This window comes from Streptomyces sp. NPDC054796, from assembly GCF_053611545.1.
Genome location: NZ_JBSHAO010000011.1, coordinates 39,739 through 56,253, shown reverse-complemented (window position 1 = coordinate 56,253; position 16,515 = coordinate 39,739). Strand labels below are relative to the sequence as shown.

The following is a 16,515-nucleotide window of genomic DNA, read 5'->3' as shown; positions in this document are numbered from 1 at the left end:
CTCACCACTCGTGGCCGAGCGCGGCGGCCAGCTTGTTCACCAGGTCGTGCGCGGCGTCCGGGATGACCGTGCCGGGCGGGAAGACCGCGGCGGCCCCGGCCTCGTGCAGCGCGTCCACGTCCTGCGGTGGGATCACCCCGCCGACGACGATCATGATGTCCTCCCGCCCGGCCTCGGCCAGTTGCTCCCGCAGCGCGGGCACGAGCGTGAGGTGTCCTGCGGCGAGCGAGGAGACGCCCACGATGTGCACGTCCGCCTCCACGGCCTGCCGCGCCACCTCGGCCGGGGTCTGGAACAGCGGGCCGACGTCCACGTCGAAGCCGAGGTCGGCGAACGCCGTGGCGATCACCTTCTGGCCCCGGTCGTGGCCGTCCTGGCCCATCTTCGCCACCAGCAGCCGGGGACGCCGTCCCTCCGCCTCCTCGAACGCCTCCACCAGCGCGCGGGTGCGCTCCACTCCGGGCGACGTCCCGGCCTCGTTCCTGTACACACCGGAGATGGTACGGATCTGGCCCGCGTGCCTTCCGTACACCTTCTCCAGCGCGTCGGAGATCTCGCCGACGGTGGCCTTCGCGCGGGCCGCGTCCACCGCGAGGGCCAGCAGATTGCCCTCCAGGCCGTCGCCCTCCGAACCGCTGCCGGGCCCCGCCTCGGCCGACGCGGTGAGCGCCCGCAGCGCCGCCCGGCACGCGTCCTCGTCGCGCTCCTCGCGCAGCCGCCGCAGCTTCTCGATCTGCTGGGCGCGCACGGAGGAGTTGTCGACCTTGAGCACCTCGATCTGCTCGTCGCTCTCGGCCCGGTACTTGTTGACGCCGATGACCGGCTGCCGCCCCGAGTCGATCCGCGCCTGCGTACGCGCCGCCGCCTCCTCGACGCGCAGCTTCGGGATGCCCGCGTCGATGGCCTTCGCCATGCCCCCGGCCGCCTCGACCTCCTCGATGTGCTGCCAGGCACGCCGCGCGAGGTCGTGGGTCAGCCGCTCGACGTACGCGCTGCCGCCCCATGGGTCGATGACGCGGCACGTGCCGGACTCCTGCTGGAGCAGCAACTGCGTGTTGCGTGCGATACGGGCCGAGAAGTCGGTGGGCAGCGCCAGCGCCTCGTCCAGCGCGTTGGTGTGCAGCGACTGGGTGTGGCCCTGTGTGGCGGCCATGGCCTCCACACAGGTGCGGGTCACATTGTTGAACACGTCCTGCGCGGTCAGCGACCAGCCCGAGGTCTGCGAATGGGTGCGCAGCGACAGCGACTTGGGGTTCTCCGGGCCGAACTGCCGCACGAGCCTGGCCCACAGCAGCCGCGCCGCGCGCAGCTTGGCGATCTCCATGAAGAAGTTCATGCCGATCGCCCAGAAGAACGAGAGCCGGGGCGCGAAGGAGTCCACGTCCATCCCCGCGTCCAGCCCGGCGCGCAGGTACTCGACCCCGTCGGCCAGCGTGTACGCCAGCTCCAGATCGGCCGTCGCCCCGGCCTCCTGGATGTGGTACCCGGAGATGGAGATGGAGTTGTAGCGCGGCATCTTCCGCGAGGTGTACGCGAAGATGTCCGAGATGATCCGCATCGAGGGCTGCGGCGGATAGATGTAGGTGTTGCGGACCATGAACTCCTTGAGGATGTCGTTCTGGATGGTCCCCGCCAGCTTCTCGGGCGGCACACCCTGCTCCTCGGCCGCGACGATGTAGAGCGCGAGCACCGGCAGCACGGCACCGTTCATCGTCATCGACACGCTCATCCGGTCCAGCGGGATGCCGTCGAAGAGCTGCCGCATGTCGTAGATGGAGTCGATGGCGACGCCCGCCAAGCCGACGTCGCCCGTGACACGCGGGTGGTCGCTGTCGTAGCCGCGGTGCGTGGGCAGGTCGAAGGCGACCGAGAGGCCCTTCTGGCCCGCCGCCAGGTTGCGCCGGTAGAAGGCGTTGGACTCCTCGGCGGTGGAGAAGCCCGCGTATTGGCGGATCGTCCATGGCTGGTTGACGTACATCGTCGGGTACGGGCCGCGCAGATACGGCGCGATCCCCGGATACGTCGACAGGAAGTCCAGACCCGCCAGGTCCTCACCGGTGTAGAGGGGCTTGACGGTGATGCCCTCGGGCGTGTCCCACGACAGCTCCTCGGCGCTCTTCCCGGTGCGTTTCCGCACCGCCTCGCGCCACTGCTCCGCAGAACCCTCCGGCCGCGCGCCGCTGTCGTGCCCGTGTCCGGGCCCGGGGTCCAGCGCGATCGTGGAGAAGTCGGGGACGGTGCCCGGCTGACGGGCCGCGCTGTCGGTCATGCCACTCCGATCCGGTCGAGAAGCGAGGAGAGGACGGCGACGGCGTCGCAGCCCGCCGCGACGAACTCGTCGACCCCCGCGTGCAGAAAGGCGTCCCGCTCCTCGCCAGGGCGGCCCGCCAGAAGCACGTGCGCCGCGCCCGCGGCCTTCAGCTCGGCGGCCACCTCGCCCGCCTCCCGCGCGTAGCGCTCGTCGCTGGAGCACAAACACGCCACCGTGGCCCCGCTGCGGGCCAGCGCCGCACCGGCCGAGGCCGCGTCGACCGACACGGGGTCGTGCACCGGTGTGATGCCGCCCGCCTGGAGGAGGTTGGCGACGAAGGAGGCCCGCGCGGTGTGCTCGGCGGCCGGTCCGAGCGCGGCGAGGAAGAGCCTCGGCCGCCCGCCCGTCGCGGCCAGGTGCGCGTCGGAGCGTGCCCGCAGCTCCTCGAAGCCGTCGTCGCGCCGCACGCGCGGCAGTCCGCCGCTCGCGGGCGCGGGCGGAGCCTCGCGCCTCGGCGGCCGCTCCGCCAGGTTCGGGAACTCGCTCACCCCGGTCACCGGCTCCCGCCTGCGGGCCAGCTCGGCGGAGCGCCGGGCCCACTCGTCGTCCAGCCGTCCGGCGACGAGCCCTTCGCGCAGCGCCGCCGCCATGCCTCCCGCGCGCTCGATCTCCTGGAACCAGGCCCAGGCGGCGCGGGCCAGCTCGTCGGTCAGCCGCTCCACGTACCAGGAGCCGCCGGCGGGGTCGATCACCCCGGCCAGCCGGGACTCCTCCACGAGGATGCTGGAGGTGTTGCGGGCGATGCGGCGCGCGAAGCCGTCGGGGACACCCAGCGCGTGGTCGAAGGGCAGCACGGTCACCGCGTCGGCGCCCGCGACCCCGGCGCTCAGCGCGGCGACGGTCGTGCGCAGCATGTTCACCCACGGGTCGCGCCGGGTCATCATCACCGGCGAGGTCACGGCGTGCTGGCGCTGCGCACCCGCCTCAGGATCCGCGCCGCACGCCTCCACGACCCGCGCCCACAGCCGCCTGGCGGCGCGGAAGGACGCGATGGTGGTGAACTGGTCGGCGCTCGCCGCGTAGCGGAACTCCAGTTGCGCGCACGCCTCGGCCACCGGGAGCCCCGCTTCCGTCAGCAGCCGCAGATAGGCCACCCCGGTGGCCAGCGCGCACCCCAGCTCCTGCGCGGGGGAGGCGCCCGCCTCGTGGTAGGGCAGCGCGTCGACGGTGAGGGCCCGCACACCGGGGTGGTCGGCAGCGCAGAGCACGGCCAGCCCGGCCGCGTCGGCGCCCAGGGCCTCGGCCTCCGTGTGCCGCCCCGTGCGGGCCGCGTGGCCCAGCGGGTCGGCGCCCAGGTTGGCCGGTGCGTCGGGGGAGGGGCCGCCGGAGGCCGCGTAGAGCCGGAGCAGCTCCCGGCCAGCCGCGCCCGCCTCTGCGCCCGCTTCGAGGACGACGGGCGCCAGGTCCAGATAGACGCCCTCCAGCGCGGTGGCCAGGTCACGTACGGGAAACCCGCCCTGACCCACCGTCAGCCACACGGAGCTGACGCCGTTCTCCAGGTCGGCTAGTACCGCCTCGCGCACGGCGCGCGCGTCGCCCAGGGCGTGGCGCTGCCGGATGTCCCAGCCGCCCGCGACATTGCCCTCGGGCCTGGCGCCCCGGGTGTAGGGCGCGAAGCCGGGCAGGCCGGAGCCGGGCAGGCCGTGGTCCGCCTCGGCGTCCTCGGCGGTGTAGAGCGGGTTCACCCGGATGCCGTCGCGCAGCGCGGTGGCGAGAGCGGACTCGGGAACCTCTTCGTCTGCGGGCGTGACCCCTGTCCTGCGCAGCACCCCCGAGACGAGTCGCCGCCACTGCTCACGCGTGGCGTCGGGGAAGTCGGCGGCCAGGGAGAGCCCATCGTCAGGCGGGACCGTCATGACGGCAGGCTAGGTGAGGCCGGGTGATCGCAGCAGACGGCAAAGCTGTGATCTTGGACTCCCTCCGCCCCGGGTTTCCGCCGTTTCCGCGCCCCTGTTTCCGGCCGTTCCCGGCGCGGAACGGCCTTTCGGGACGAGTTCCTCCGCGTACGGGAGGAGCCGTTTCCGGTGAAAGGGAGCGAGGCGTGCGCTGCGGGTGGCGGAGAGGCCGGTCGGCCTTTCGCAGTAGCTTTCCTCGCGGCACGGGACCGGCCGTTCCGGCTGTCCGGAAATCATCGGTGCACGCGGGCGGAATGCGGTGCGGCAATTCACGCGAAGGGCGCGAGGGGCAAAGGTGTGGGGCGCAAGGAAAGGGCGGCCGGGTCCCGCCGGACCCGGCCGCCCCACGCTCGCGCTCCCTCGGTTCAGCTCTCCTTGGTGGCCACGGCCCCCACGGTGATCAGTACCAGCACGATCCAGGCGAACCACAGCCAGCCACTGCCCCCCAGGGTCACCGTGTAGGCGGTCACGATGACAAGCGCGACCACCGTGCACACCGTCAGCGCCTTCGCGGTACCAGGCATCTCAGCACCCTCCTCCCGACGGCCCGCGGCGCCACGGAGTGCCGCACGTACGGAACCGCCGCCAGGTCACCATGGTCGCCCGGCGGGGCCGTGCGCGCTACCGGCCCGCTCCGGACATCCCGGGCGCGGGCCGGTGAGCGCGGGCCGGTTGACGGGGGGCGCGGGGCCCAGGTCAGCGGATGGTGGCGCCCGAGACCGTACGGGCGATCACCAGGCGCTGGATCTCGCTGGTGCCCTCGAAGATCGAGTAGATCGCGGCGTCCCGGTGCATGCGCTCGACGGGGTACTCGCGCGTGTATCCGTTGCCGCCGAGGATCTGCATGGCCTGCGCGGTCACCGTCTTGGCGGTCTCCCCGGCGAAGAGCTTGGACATCGAGCCCTCGGCCGACTCGAAGCGCTTGCCCGCCGCGCCCATCCACGAGGCGCGCCACACCAGCAGCCGCGCCGCGTCGATACGGGTCCGCATGTCGGCGAGCTGGAAGGCGACGCCCTGGTTGTCGATGATGGGGCGGCCGAACTGGATGCGGGTCTTGGCGTACTCCAGCGCCACCTCGTACGCGGCCCGCGCGATGCCCACGGCCTGGGCGCCGACGGCCGGGCGCGACGCCTCGAACGTGGCCATCGCGGCGTTCTTGATGCGCTCGCCGCCCTTCTTGGCCCGCTCACGGGCGCGGGCGAGGCGCTCGTCCAGCTTGTCCTTGCCGCCCAGCAGGCAGTGCCCCGGAATGCGCACGTCCTCCAGCACGACCTCGGCGGTGTGCGAGGCGCGGATGCCGTGCTTCTTGAACTTCTGGCCCTGGGAGAGGCCCGGGGTGTTCGGCGGGACGATGAAGGAGGCGTGGCCCTTGGAGCCCAGCTCCGGGTCGACGACGGCCACGACGACGTGGACGTTGGCGATGCCGCCGTTGGTCGCCCAGGTCTTGGTGCCGTTGAGGACCCACTCGTCCTTGGCCTCGTCGTAGACGGCGCGGGTGCGCATGGCGGACACGTCCGAGCCCGCGTCCGGCTCGGAGGAGCAGAAGGCGGCGACCTTCACGTCGTCGGCGTCCCCGTACATCTGCGGGACCCAGGTGCCTATCTGCTCCTCGGTGCCGTTGGCGAGCACGCCGACGGCCGCCAGACCCGTGCCCACGATGGACAGGCCGATGCCCGCGTCGCCCCAGAACAGCTCCTCCATGGTCATGGGGATGCCGAGTCCTGTGGGGTCGAAGAACTGCTGGGCGTAGAAGTCAAGGGAATACAGGCCAATCTTGGCCGCCTCCTGGATGATGGGCCAGGGGGTCTCCTCGCGCTCGTCCCATTCCGCCGCGGCGGGACGGATGACATCCGCGGCGAATCCGTGGATCCACTCCCGGACCTCTTTCTGCTCGTCGTTGAGGTCGAGCGCGAATGCGGGGTCGGCCATGGCGGTTCCCTTCCAGACATCTGGTTACCTTCGGTAATTGAGAGTCTGTTACTCGCCAGTAAGAGATGTCAACTCCCCTCCTCCCGACTGCCGTGCCCGTTTCCTCCGTACCGCGGGTGTTACGTTGCGCGGGGGCAAAGCGAGCAAGAGGGGCGGGGAGGCACCTTCCATGGGGACGACCACACAACGCGACGATCAGCGGAGCGCCGCGGAACGGCGCCGCAGGGAGCTGCTGGAGGCGGCTGACCGGGTCGTTCTGCGGGACGGCCCCGGCGCCTCCATGAACGCCATCGCGGCGGAGGCGGGGATCACCAAGCCCATCCTGTACCGCCACTTCGGCGACAAGGGCGGCCTCTACCGCGCCCTCGCCGTGCGCCACACCGACGCCCTCCTCGACGCGCTGCGGGCCGCGCTCGACGCACCCAGGGAGCGGCGTGAACGCGTCGAGGCCACGCTCGACACCTACCTCGCGGCGATCGAGGCCAGGCCGCAGGTCTACCGCTTCCTGATGCACCCGGCCGAGGACGGCGCCCCCGTGGAGCGCAGCTTCGACGTCGGGCAGCACTCCGCGCCCCTGCTGCGGCGGCTCGGCGAAGAGCTGGCCAAGGTGATCGCCGAACGGGTCGACCTCGGGCCCGGCGGCGAGGAGCTGGCCCGGGTCTGGGGGCACGGCATCGTCGGCATGATGCACGCGGCGGGGGACTGGTGGCTGCGCGAGAGACCGTGCTCGCGCGCCCAACTGGTCCGGCACCTCGCCGACCTGCTATGGGGACGCCTTGCGGCGGCGGGGGACAGGGTGGGAGGCCCGGGCTTCTGACCCCGTCCGACTCGCCCGGCCCGTCCGGCGCCCCCGGCCCCGCGACGGCCCACCCGGTGCCGGATCCGGTACCGGTACCGCTCACCCGCCCCCGTACCAGCCCGCGCGCCGCACGGCCCGCAGCAGCCGCCGCCGGCGCAGCCCCGTGAGGCGGTCCGCGTAGACGGTCCCCTCCAGGTGGTCGAACTCGTGCTGGAGGCAGCGCGCGAAGAACCCCGTGCCCTCGACCCGCACCGGCGCGCCGTCCACATCCGTGCCCTCGATCACCGTGTGATCGTGACGTGGCGTGCCCGCCTCCAGACCCGGGAGTGACAGACAGCCCTCCGGACCGCGTACGGTGACACCGTCGGCCTCCACGAGGCGGGGGTTGACGACATGTCCTCGGTGACGGCGTTCCTCGTCGTCGGGGCAGTCGAAGACGAACAGCCTCAGCGGGACACCGATCTGCGGCGCCGCGAGACCGACGCCCTCGTGCGCGTACATCGTGGCCAACAGGTCCTCGACGAGCGGCGCGAGCGGCCCGTCGTCCCCGGTGACGTCGCGCGCCGCGGCGTGCAGCACCGCGTCCCCGTACCTCCGCAGGGGGCGTACGGAGCCGGAACTGCCGGGAATGGTGCCGCGTTGCATGGGGGCAAGGGTACGGGGCGGGGATTTTCGCAGGGTGGCGCGGTTCGGGGGCCGCGCGGTATCTCGGTAGGCTTCTCCCGACCGAGGGGCAAGGAGGATCAAGGACGATGGCAGGCAACACGGAGCCGCTGTCGCCGCGGGCGAGGCTGGCCGTCACGGCCGGCAGGGCCGCAGCGGCGGTGTCGCGAGCCGCGGGGCGCGGCAGCGGGTCGGTGATCGGCGGCAAGGTGGCGCTGAGACTCGACCCCGACCTGCTGGCACGCGTGGCACAGAACCTGGACGTGGTCCTGGTGTCGGCGACCAACGGCAAGACGACCACGACCCGCCTCATCGCGGAGGCACTCCGCGCCAACGGCATCGTCGTCTCGAACGCCCTGGGCGCCAACATGCCAGCGGGCATCACCTCCGCGCTCGCGGGCGGCTCGGACGCCCAGTTCGGCGTGATCGAGGTCGACGAGAAGTACCTCGCCAACGTCGCCAGGGACGTCACGCCCAAGGCCATCGCGCTGCTCAACCTCTCCAGGGACCAGCTCGACCGCGCCGCCGAGACCCGCATGCTCGCCGAGCACTGGCGCGAGGGCCTGTCGGGCCAGAAGGCGGTCATCATCGCCAACGCCGACGACCCGCTGGTGGTCTGGGCCGCCTCCTCCTCGCCGAACGTGGTCTGGGTGGCCGCGGGCCAGGAGTGGAAGGACGACGCCTGGTCCTGCCCCGCCTGCGGCGGCGTGATGCAGCGCCCCGGGGACGACTGGTTCTGCGCCGAGTGCGGCTTCCGCCGCCCCACCCCGAGCTGGGCACTCTCCGGTGACCACGTGCTGGACCCGCACGGCTCCGCCTGGCCCATCGTGCTCCAGCTCCCCGGCCGCGCCAACAAGGCCAACGCCGCCACGTCGGCCGCCGTCGCCGCCGCCTTCGGGGTGCCCCCGCAGGTGGCGCTGGAGCGCATGCACGCCGTGACGGCGGTCGCCGGGCGCTATGACGTCGTCTCCTACCAGGGCCGTGACGTGCGGCTGCTGCTCGCCAAGAACCCGGCGGGCTGGCTGGAGACCTTCTCCCTCATCGACGCGCCCCCGGCCCCCGTGATCCTCTCCGTCAACGCGCGCGGCGCGGACGGCACCGACACCTCCTGGCTGTGGGACGTCGACTACTCGCGGCTGGCCGGGCACCCGATCTGCGTCATCGGCGACCGCAAGCTGGACCTCGCGGTGCGGCTGGAGGTCGCGGGCGTCGATTTCGAGGTGTGCTCGGACGTGGACGAGGCCGTCCGCATCCTGCCGCCCGGCCGCATCGAGGCCATCGCGAACTACACCGCGTTCCAGGACCTGCGCCGCGTCGTCGGCAACTGACCCCTCGTTCCCCGAAGGAGATCGGCGAGCATGAGTAATACGGGCCTCCGGGTGGTGTGGGTCTACCCCGACCTGCTCAGCACCTACGGCGATCAGGGCAACGCGCTGGTCGTGGAGCGCCGCGCGCAGCAGCGCGGGCTCTTCGTGGAGCGCACGGACGTGCGCTCGGACCAGGCGATCCCCACCTCCGCCGACATTTATCTCATCGGCGGCGGCGAGGACAGGCCGCAGCGGCTCGCGGCGGAGCGGCTGCGCCGCGACGGCGGTCTGAACCGGGCCGTGGACAACGGCGCGATCATCTTCTCCGTCTGCGCCGGGTACCAGATCCTGGGCCACGAGTTCATCAACGACCTCGGCGCCCGTGAGCAGGGCCTCGGCCTGCTCGACGTGGTCAGCACCCGCGGCGAGGCCGAGCGCTGTGTCGGCGACGTGCTGGGCGACATCGACGACCGCCTCGGCCTGCCGCAGCTCACCGGCTTCGAGAACCACCAGGGCGTCACCCACCTCGGCCCCACGGCCCGCCCCCTCGCCAGGGTCCGCCTCGGCAAGGGCAACGGCACGGGTGACGGCACCGAGGGCGCCTGGAACGACACGGTCTTCGGCACGTACATGCACGGACCCGTGCTGGCCCGCAACCCGCTGATCGCCGATCTGCTGATCAAGCTCGCGCTCGACGTGAACGCGCTGCCCCCGGCCGACGACCGCTGGTACGAGGCGCTGCGCCAGGAGCGCATCGCGGCGGCCACGCAGCCCGCCTGACGTCTGTCTGACGGCCGTCCGGCTTCTGCCTGACCGTCGCGGCACATCAGACCGCCCCCGCGTGCCCGGCACGGCGGGGGCGGTTCTACGCTGGTCCGGGCGGATCGGCGCGAACCGGGAGAGCACGGATGGATCACAGCGGACACGGCATGACGATGGACCTGCCGCCGTTCACGCTGGGACGGGGTCTGGAGTTCACGGGCGAGCCGTTCTTCCTGGTCGGCTGCCTGCTGGCGCTCGGCCTGTACGGCTGGGCCGTCATCCGGCTGCGCCGCCGCGGCGACACCTGGCCGGTGAGCCGCACCATCGCCTGGACCGTGGGCGTGCTGACGGTGGCGCTGGTGATGTGCACGGCGCTGAACGAGTACGGCATGGTCCTGTTCAGCGTGCACATGGTGCAGCACATGGTGATCAGCATGCTGTCGCCGATCCTGCTTCTGCTGGGCGCCCCCGTGACGCTGACGCTGCGGGCGCTGCCCTCGGCCGGCCGGGGCAGGAAGGGGCCCCGCGAGCTGCTGGTGGCGCTGCTGCACAGCCGCTACGTCCGCGTGATCAGCCACGCGGCCTTCACCATCCCCCTGTTCATCGCGAGTCTCTACGCGCTCTACTTCACCCCCCTCTTCGACTTCCTGATGGGCTCGAAGACGGGCCACATCGCGATGATGGTCCACTTCCTCGCCGTCGGCCTGATCTTCTTCTGGCCGATCATGGGCATCGACCCGGGCCCGAACCGGCCCGGCTACGTCATGCGGATGCTGGAACTGTTCGCGGGCATGCCCTTCCACGCGTTCTTCGGCATCGCGCTGATGATGGCCACCCGCCCGATGGTCAGCACCTACGCCGACCCGCCCGCCTCGCTCGGGGTCACCGCGCTCTCGGACCAGACGGCGGCGGGGGGCATTGCCTGGGCGTTCAGCGAGATCCCGTCGGTCATCGTCCTCGTGGCGCTCGTCTTCCAGTGGTACGTGACGGAGCAGCGCCAGGCCCGTCGCGACGACCGCAAGGCCGACCGGGACGGCGACAAGGAGCTGGCCGCCTACAACGCCTACCTCGCCTCGCTCCAGGCACGCGGCCAGTAGCAGCGCACCGCCGCGCGGGCCGTACGGGTCATACGAGCCGTACGGGCCATGCGGGTGATCAGTGGCCGTGGTGATGCCTTGCGCCGCCGCACCGGGGTACAGCCATCGCCATGGTACGTATGGGATACACGCTGATGGGCGAACAAGCAGGCCCGCGCCAGCTCGTCGAGGACGCGGTGGCGGCCGAGCGGGCGGGCTTCGACTTCGCCGTCGCCTCCGACCATCTCTTTCCCTGGCTTCCCGAACAGGGGCACTCGCCGTATGTGTGGACCGTGCTCGGGGCAGTGGCCCAGGTGACCGAGCGGCTGCCGCTCGTCTCGTATGTGACGTGCCCGACCTTCCGCTACCACCCCGTCGTCGTCGCCCAGAAGGCCGCGACCGTGCAGTTGCTGTCCGAGGGCCGCTTCACCCTCGGGCTCGGCGCGGGCGAGAACCTGAACGAGCACGTCGTGGGCCCATGGCCCGCCGCGAACGTGCGGCACGAGAAGCTCGAAGAGGCCATCACCCTCATCCGCTCCCTCTTCGAGGGCGGCTACGTCAACCACGACGGCAAGCACTACCGCGTCGAGTCCGCGAAGCTGTGGGACGTACCCGAGTCCGCGCCGCCCATCGGCGTCGCCGTCTCGGGGCGCCAGTCGTGCGATCTCGCGGGGCGGCTGGGCGATGTGCTGATCGCGACGGAGCCCAAGCCCGAGCTGGGCCGGATGTTCGACGAGGCCGGGGGAGCGGGGAAGCCCAGGATCGGCCAGATCCCCGTCTCCTACGACCCGGACAGGGACACGGCCATGCGTCGTGCGCACGCCAATTTTCGCTGGTTCGCCGGTGGCTGGAAGGTCAACGCGGAGCTGCCGGGGACCCAGGCGTTCACGGCCGCCTCGCAGTACGTGCGGCCCGAGGACGTGGCCGAGCAGATCCCCTGCGGCTCCGACGTGGGGGAGTTCGTCGAGAAGATCCGGCCCTTCGCCGACGCGGGATTCGACCAGATCGCCCTGGTCCAGGCGGGCGGCGAGGCCCAGTCCGCGTTCACCGAGTGGGCCTCGGCCAAGCTGCTGCCCGCGCTGCACGACGCGCTGGCCTGACGGGCTGGCCTGACGGGCGGGGATGACGGGCCGGGTGCGCGGGCCCGGCCCGTACCCCTGTCCGGCGCACCCGGGCCAGGCCCGTCCCCGTCGCTCGGCCGGGGCGGGCGCACCGTCCCGGCCGAAGTGCCGCCGCTTCACCGGGAGTTCACCGGAGTCATCTCCTCCGTGCCATACCTGTGGTGCGGCAACATCCGTAATCTGATGCCTTCCTGCCCCCCACTTCACAGCAGAGGCATTCACGGATGAACAGATCCCGGCTCGTCACCACCGCCGCGGCGACCGCGCTCGCCGCCACGGCCTGCGCCCTCACCGTCCCGCAGCTCGCCGGAGCGGCCCCGTCCGCCCCCACCCCCACGGCCAAGGTGTCCGACTCCACGGCCGTGGGCGTGCACAACGCGTACGAGAAGGACAAGTACGGCTACTTCGCCGATGCCCTCGACTCCGGCGCGTCCCTCCTCGAACTCGACGTCTGGACCAGCGCCTTCGGCTCGGGCTGGCGCGTCGCGCACAACAACCCGATCGGCAGCGACAACAACTGCGAGAACGCCTCCTCGCCGGACGAGCTGCGCACCAAGCCCCGCAACCAGAGCCTCGGCGGCTGCCTCGCGGACATGCGGGCCTGGCACGAAGCACACCCGGACCACGCGCCCGTCACCATCAAGGTGGAGATGAAGGACGGGTTCTACGGCAAGGCCGACCGCGGCCCGGCACAACTGGACGCGCTGCTGACGGAGAAGCTCGGCGACGCGCTCTACCGCCCCGCCGACCTCGCCGGAGACCACGCGAACCTGGACGAGGCGGTCCGCGCCGGGGCCTGGCCGGACAGGTCGGCGCTCGCGGGCAAGTTCGTCTTCGAGCTGATACCGGGCACGGTGGAGGAGGGCAACCCCGCCGACGACCTGTGGACCGACCGCGAGTACGCCACCCATCTGCGGGACCTGGCGGCGGCTGGGCGCCTCGGCGAGGCCGGTGCCTTCCCCGCCGTACACGGCGCGGAGAAGGGCGACCCGCGCGAGAGCCGCTACGCGGAGGACCTACGCGGCTGGTTCGTCTTCTTCGACGGCGACGCCTCCGCCTACGCCGCCGGGGACATCGACACCGGCTGGTACAGGGAGCGCGGCTATCTGGTCGTGATGACCGACGCGCACAAGGTGGCCCCGGAGATCGACGCCACCAACCCCACCGAGCAGCAGGCCCGCGACCGGGTCACACAGCTCGCGGGCGCGAACGCCAGTTACGTCACCTCCGACTGGTACCCGCTGCCGTCGGTGCTGTCCATGGTCGTCCCGCGCGGCGAGGGCTGACCCGGTGGCCAGGACCCGGCGACCAGGGCCCGGGTCCTGGCCACCCTCGGCGCCGTCGCCACCCCGGGCGCCCTCCGGGTGTCGGCGGAGCGGCGGCGCGGAGTTGACCGGAGGCTGTCTCCGTTTTACGCTCGAATCTGTACGGAGGCAGTCTCCGTTTTGTTGTGGTCGCAGGAACGCACGAGGCCGGAGGGTGCATGAGCGTCAAGGAACAGCGAGGGCGCAAGCCCCGTGCGGACGTCCAGCGCAACCGTGCGGCCCTCCTGGAGGCGGCCCAGCGTCACTTCCTGAAGGACGGCGTCGGCGCCTCCCTGGAGGCGGTGGCCAAGGAGGCGGGCGTCGGGCCCGCCACGCTGTACCGGCACTTCCCGACCCGGGAGGCGCTGCTGGCGGCCGTGCTCCAGATGCGCTCCGAGGAACTGGTGGTCCGCCGGGCGGACATCGCGCGGCTCGGTGACGCCTCCGAGAGGCTGCGGCAGTGGCTGCGCGCGATGGAGGAGTACTTCAGCGCCTTCAGCGGGCTGCCGGAGCCGCTCATGACCGCGGCCAGGGAGCGGGAGCCGGACAACCCGCTCACCCTTCCCTGCGACGACCTCATCGCCACCACCGACGAATATCTGCGCGCCGCGCAGGCCGCGGGGCACGCGCGGCCCTCGGTGAAGGGGTACGACCTGTACCTCGCGGCGGTCTCCACCGCCTGGATCAGCGGGACCGGCGCCACCGATGAGGAATCGCTCGGCCGCCTGCGCACGCTCATCGAGAGCGGATACCGGGAACAGAACGACGAGGGGTAGGCCACCGGCCGCTTTCCTCGCCGTCGGCCGTCGGCCGCCGGTGCCGTTGAGAGTCCCGGCGGCGTTCTCCCCGCGCGGTTCATCCATCACATCTTGCCGTCCCCTCCCTGGGGGTGGTGCGACATCGAGAGGGACAAATCATGAGAATTGGTGTTATCGGAACCGGGCCGATCGGGACGACGCTGGCGCGCAGACTCAGCGTGGGCGGACACGACGTCGCGGTCGCCAACTCCCGGGGCCCTGAGACGATCGATGCCGAGGCGCTGGAATTCGGGGCGCACGCGGTGACCGCGGCCGACGCGGTCCAGGGCAAGGACGTCATCGTTCTGTCCATCCCGTTCGGGCGGATCCCGGCGGTGGCGCCGCTGTTCGCCTCCGTGCCCGAGGAAACCGTGGTCATCGACACCTCCAACTACATGCCTCACCGGGACGGCGCCATCAAGGCGGTGGACAACGGCCAGGTGGAAAGCCTGTGGGTCACCGAGCATCTGGGGCGGCCCGTGGTCAAGGCGTGGAACGCCGTGCTGGCACAGACGTTCCAGGCCAAGGACGCTCCGGCGGGCACCCCGGGCCGCATCGCGCTGCCGGTCGCGGCGGACTCCGAGGAGGCGCGGCGTGTGGGCATGCGTCTAGTGGACGAAACCGGCTTTGACCCCTTCGATGCCGGGGTGCTGGCCGACTCCTGGCGCCAGCAGCCGATGACCCCCGCCTACTGCACCGAACTGGACCTGCGGGACCTGGAGAAGGCCCTCGGCTCGGCCGACCGGGAGCAGGCCCCGCGCAACCGTGACCGCGCGATGGAGCGCTTCGCCGCCTTCACCTCCACGCCCACGCGGGAGCAGCTCGTCGAGCTGAACCGCTCCTTCCACCGCTGACGCGCCTGGCGCTGCCGCCAAGCCCGCGACAGCCCCCTCGGACGCAATCGCGGTCACCGGACCGGCCCCCCTTTGAACCGGACCGGCCCCCCTTTGAAAGGAATCGTTTTGCCCGCCACGGCTTCGCCCATCACCGACTACGTGCGCTCCCGGTACTCCGTCCGGAGGTTCCACCCCACACCGCTGTCCCCGTCGGACATCCGCGGCGTACTGGAAGACGCCCAGGCCGCCCCGTCGAACTGCAACACCCAGCCCTGGACGGTGCATGTCGTCTCGGGCGCGGCGCGCGACGCCCTGAGCAAGGAACTCCTCAAGGCCGACGAGGAGGAGCGGTTCTCCCCCGACTTCTCCTTCAGCTATGACGACTTCGGCGAGGGAGCCTACCTCGACCGGGCGCACGACCACGCCGCGACCGTGTACGGCGCTCTGGGGATACCCCGCTCGGACCGGGCGGCAAGGAACGCGCATGCCCGGGAGAACCTGGACTTCCACGGAGCCCCCCACGCCGCGTTTCTCTTCATGCCCGCGTTCGGCGACGGCGTGCGGGTGGCCGGTGACATCGGCATGTACGCACAGAACTTCCTGCTCTCGCTGACGGCCCGGGGACTCGGCGGCATTCCGCAGACCATGCTCGGGATGTACGCCGACACCGTCCGGGAGTTCCTGGGCGTTCCGAAGGACCTCAAGCTGCTCTTCGGCATCTCCTTCGGCACCGCCGACCTGGCCGCACCGGCGAACAGCTTCCACATGGGGCGCGTCCCGCTTGAACAGAGCGTCGTCCTGCACGACACCCCCGGAATCCTCGACGAGCGCTAGTCCCCCGGGGCCGGCGGGGGGCCTTCGGCGGCAGCGCCGGTCCTGTCGCGCTCACTGCGGGCCGGGGCGGGAGTTCCCGGCGGCCGGGGCGGGGTGTACGACGGGGCGCGGCGGCCAGACCCCCGCCTCCAGCACGCCGAGGACGTACGCGCGGGCGACGAGCGCGGGCCTGTTGGGCACCTGCCAGCGCCTGGAGAGCCGAGAGAGGTGGTAGTTGACGCCGTCGATGGTCAGGCCGACGGCCCCGGCGATCGACGCGGTCGTCGCCCCGGCCGCGGCATGCGCCAGGATGTCCGCCTCGATCGCGCTGACCCGCGCGAGCCCCTCGTCCGCGGGGGCGGCCGGGCCGGAGTCGGGCTCGCGCACCCGGAGCTGGAGCAGCAGCGCGGGCTCCTTCTGCGGGGTCTCGCTGACCGGGACGACGGTCAGTTCGCCCGAGCGCGGGCAGCCGTCCGTGCTCCATCCGACCCCGACCGGATAGCGCGAGCGGTGTCCCAGGCGCAGCGCCTCCACCAGCCGCCTCATCTGGTCGGGCTCGCGCGGCCTGAACAGCTCCAGGGCGTTGTGGCCGCACAGCTTGCTCGGCGGGGCGCCCCATTCGGCGGCCATCGCCGGGTTGGCGAGCAGGATCGTCCCGTCGGTGCGGCACACGGCGAGGGCGCTCTGTACGCGGTCGAAGAGCAGCAGAAACCTGTTCCGCCACATCACCGCCTCTCCGTCCCTGAAGGGGTGTGCGTGGAAGACGCTCACACTCACTGCCTCACTGGTCGTCGCGCGTCACCTGTCATCCGTCACCAGGCGCCCCCCGGCCCACCTCGGCGCCCCCTCGGCAAGGCCACGCGCAAGAGCGCCACACCGGATCACCACTACACAATCATGTA

Annotated in this window: 15 protein-coding genes; 9 read left to right on the top strand and 6 right to left on the bottom strand. The window is 71.9% G+C overall.

Translation table 11 applies throughout. From position 1 onward, the window contains the following. Position 1: 1 nt before the first annotated feature. From scpA to ACWGJ2_RS11935, 4 genes are all read right to left on the bottom strand, one after another. Complete coding sequence (gene scpA / locus ACWGJ2_RS11950; RefSeq protein WP_453345911.1) at positions 2-2,269, bottom strand: methylmalonyl-CoA mutase; 2,268 nt, start codon at positions 2,267-2,269, stop codon at positions 2-4. Then, entirely contained in the window at positions 2,266-4,167 is a 1,902-nt protein-coding gene (locus ACWGJ2_RS11945) for a methylmalonyl-CoA mutase family protein (protein WP_453345910.1), read from the bottom strand. Before ACWGJ2_RS11945 ends, scpA begins: the two co-directional genes overlap by 4 nt. 404 nt (positions 4,168-4,571) lie before the next feature. After that, positions 4,572-4,730, bottom strand: a complete 159-nt coding sequence (locus ACWGJ2_RS11940; RefSeq protein ID WP_453345909.1) for a hypothetical protein — start codon at positions 4,728-4,730, stop codon at positions 4,572-4,574. Between the two features lie 172 nt (positions 4,731-4,902). Continuing rightward, entirely contained in the window at positions 4,903-6,135 is a 1,233-nt protein-coding gene (locus tag ACWGJ2_RS11935) for an acyl-CoA dehydrogenase family protein (RefSeq protein WP_453345908.1), read from the bottom strand. Between the two features lie 169 nt (positions 6,136-6,304). Between ACWGJ2_RS11935 and ACWGJ2_RS11930 the strand changes: the two genes are divergently transcribed. Then, on the top strand, positions 6,305-6,952 hold the full coding sequence (locus ACWGJ2_RS11930) for a TetR family transcriptional regulator (RefSeq protein ID WP_453345907.1): 648 nt from the start codon (positions 6,305-6,307) through the stop codon (positions 6,950-6,952). 81 nt (positions 6,953-7,033) lie between these two features. Here ACWGJ2_RS11930 and def read toward each other — a convergent pair whose 3' ends face one another. Then, positions 7,034-7,579, bottom strand: a complete 546-nt coding sequence (gene def / locus ACWGJ2_RS11925; RefSeq protein WP_453345906.1) for a peptide deformylase — start codon at positions 7,577-7,579, stop codon at positions 7,034-7,036. A 107-nt stretch (positions 7,580-7,686) separates the two neighbouring features. Between def and ACWGJ2_RS11920 the strand changes: the two genes are divergently transcribed. The 8 genes from ACWGJ2_RS11920 to ACWGJ2_RS11885 all read left to right on the top strand — a co-directional run bounded on the left by ACWGJ2_RS11920 (position 7,687) and on the right by ACWGJ2_RS11885 (position 15,634). Next, positions 7,687-8,925, top strand: a complete 1,239-nt coding sequence (locus tag ACWGJ2_RS11920; protein WP_453345905.1) for a MurT ligase domain-containing protein — start codon at positions 7,687-7,689, stop codon at positions 8,923-8,925. 30 nt (positions 8,926-8,955) lie between these two features. Next, positions 8,956-9,684 carry a type 1 glutamine amidotransferase gene (locus ACWGJ2_RS11915; RefSeq protein WP_453345904.1) on the top strand — a complete coding sequence of 243 codons (729 nt, stop codon included), beginning with the start codon at positions 8,956-8,958 and terminating at the stop codon, positions 9,682-9,684. A 128-nt stretch (positions 9,685-9,812) separates the two neighbouring features. Beyond that, positions 9,813-10,763, top strand: a complete 951-nt coding sequence (locus ACWGJ2_RS11910) for a cytochrome c oxidase assembly protein (protein ID WP_453345903.1) — start codon at positions 9,813-9,815, stop codon at positions 10,761-10,763. A gap of 110 nt (positions 10,764-10,873) precedes the next feature. Further along, positions 10,874-11,842 carry a TIGR03557 family F420-dependent LLM class oxidoreductase gene (locus tag ACWGJ2_RS11905; RefSeq protein ID WP_453345902.1) on the top strand — a complete coding sequence of 323 codons (969 nt, stop codon included), beginning with the start codon at positions 10,874-10,876 and terminating at the stop codon, positions 11,840-11,842. 245 nt (positions 11,843-12,087) lie between these two features. After that, positions 12,088-13,149, top strand: coding sequence for a phosphatidylinositol-specific phospholipase C domain-containing protein (locus ACWGJ2_RS11900; RefSeq protein ID WP_453345901.1), 1,062 nt, complete (start codon positions 12,088-12,090; stop codon positions 13,147-13,149). Between the two features lie 197 nt (positions 13,150-13,346). Next, positions 13,347-13,943, top strand: a complete 597-nt coding sequence (locus ACWGJ2_RS11895; protein WP_453345900.1) for a TetR/AcrR family transcriptional regulator — start codon at positions 13,347-13,349, stop codon at positions 13,941-13,943. A 140-nt stretch (positions 13,944-14,083) separates the two neighbouring features. Further along, complete coding sequence (locus ACWGJ2_RS11890) at positions 14,084-14,818, top strand: NADPH-dependent F420 reductase (RefSeq protein ID WP_453345899.1); 735 nt, start codon at positions 14,084-14,086, stop codon at positions 14,816-14,818. A 108-nt stretch (positions 14,819-14,926) separates the two neighbouring features. Beyond that, a complete protein-coding gene (locus ACWGJ2_RS11885) occupies positions 14,927-15,634 on the top strand; it encodes a nitroreductase (RefSeq protein ID WP_453345898.1) in 708 nt (235 codons plus the stop codon). Between the two features lie 51 nt (positions 15,635-15,685). Here ACWGJ2_RS11885 and ACWGJ2_RS11880 read toward each other — a convergent pair whose 3' ends face one another. Next, positions 15,686-16,384, bottom strand: coding sequence for a PAS domain-containing protein (locus tag ACWGJ2_RS11880; protein ID WP_453345897.1), 699 nt, complete (start codon positions 16,382-16,384; stop codon positions 15,686-15,688). Positions 16,385-16,515: the final 131 nt, after the last annotated feature.

Coding starts and splice junctions, on each gene's coding strand:
- scpA (WP_453345911.1), bottom strand. CDS start 2,269: ATGACCGACAGCGCGGCCCGTCAGCCGGGCACCGTCCCCGACTTCTCC.
- ACWGJ2_RS11945 (WP_453345910.1), bottom strand. CDS start 4,167: ATGACGGTCCCGCCTGACGATGGGCTCTCCCTGGCCGCCGACTTCCCC.
- ACWGJ2_RS11940 (WP_453345909.1), bottom strand. CDS start 4,730: ATGCCTGGTACCGCGAAGGCGCTGACGGTGTGCACGGTGGTCGCGCTT.
- ACWGJ2_RS11935 (WP_453345908.1), bottom strand. CDS start 6,135: ATGGCCGACCCCGCATTCGCGCTCGACCTCAACGACGAGCAGAAAGAG.
- ACWGJ2_RS11930 (WP_453345907.1), top strand. CDS start 6,305: ATGGGGACGACCACACAACGCGACGATCAGCGGAGCGCCGCGGAACGG.
- def (WP_453345906.1), bottom strand. CDS start 7,579: ATGCAACGCGGCACCATTCCCGGCAGTTCCGGCTCCGTACGCCCCCTG.
- ACWGJ2_RS11920 (WP_453345905.1), top strand. CDS start 7,687: ATGGCAGGCAACACGGAGCCGCTGTCGCCGCGGGCGAGGCTGGCCGTC.
- ACWGJ2_RS11915 (WP_453345904.1), top strand. CDS start 8,956: ATGAGTAATACGGGCCTCCGGGTGGTGTGGGTCTACCCCGACCTGCTC.
- ACWGJ2_RS11910 (WP_453345903.1), top strand. CDS start 9,813: ATGGATCACAGCGGACACGGCATGACGATGGACCTGCCGCCGTTCACG.
- ACWGJ2_RS11905 (WP_453345902.1), top strand. CDS start 10,874: ATGGTACGTATGGGATACACGCTGATGGGCGAACAAGCAGGCCCGCGC.
- ACWGJ2_RS11900 (WP_453345901.1), top strand. CDS start 12,088: ATGAACAGATCCCGGCTCGTCACCACCGCCGCGGCGACCGCGCTCGCC.
- ACWGJ2_RS11895 (WP_453345900.1), top strand. CDS start 13,347: ATGAGCGTCAAGGAACAGCGAGGGCGCAAGCCCCGTGCGGACGTCCAG.
- ACWGJ2_RS11890 (WP_453345899.1), top strand. CDS start 14,084: ATGAGAATTGGTGTTATCGGAACCGGGCCGATCGGGACGACGCTGGCG.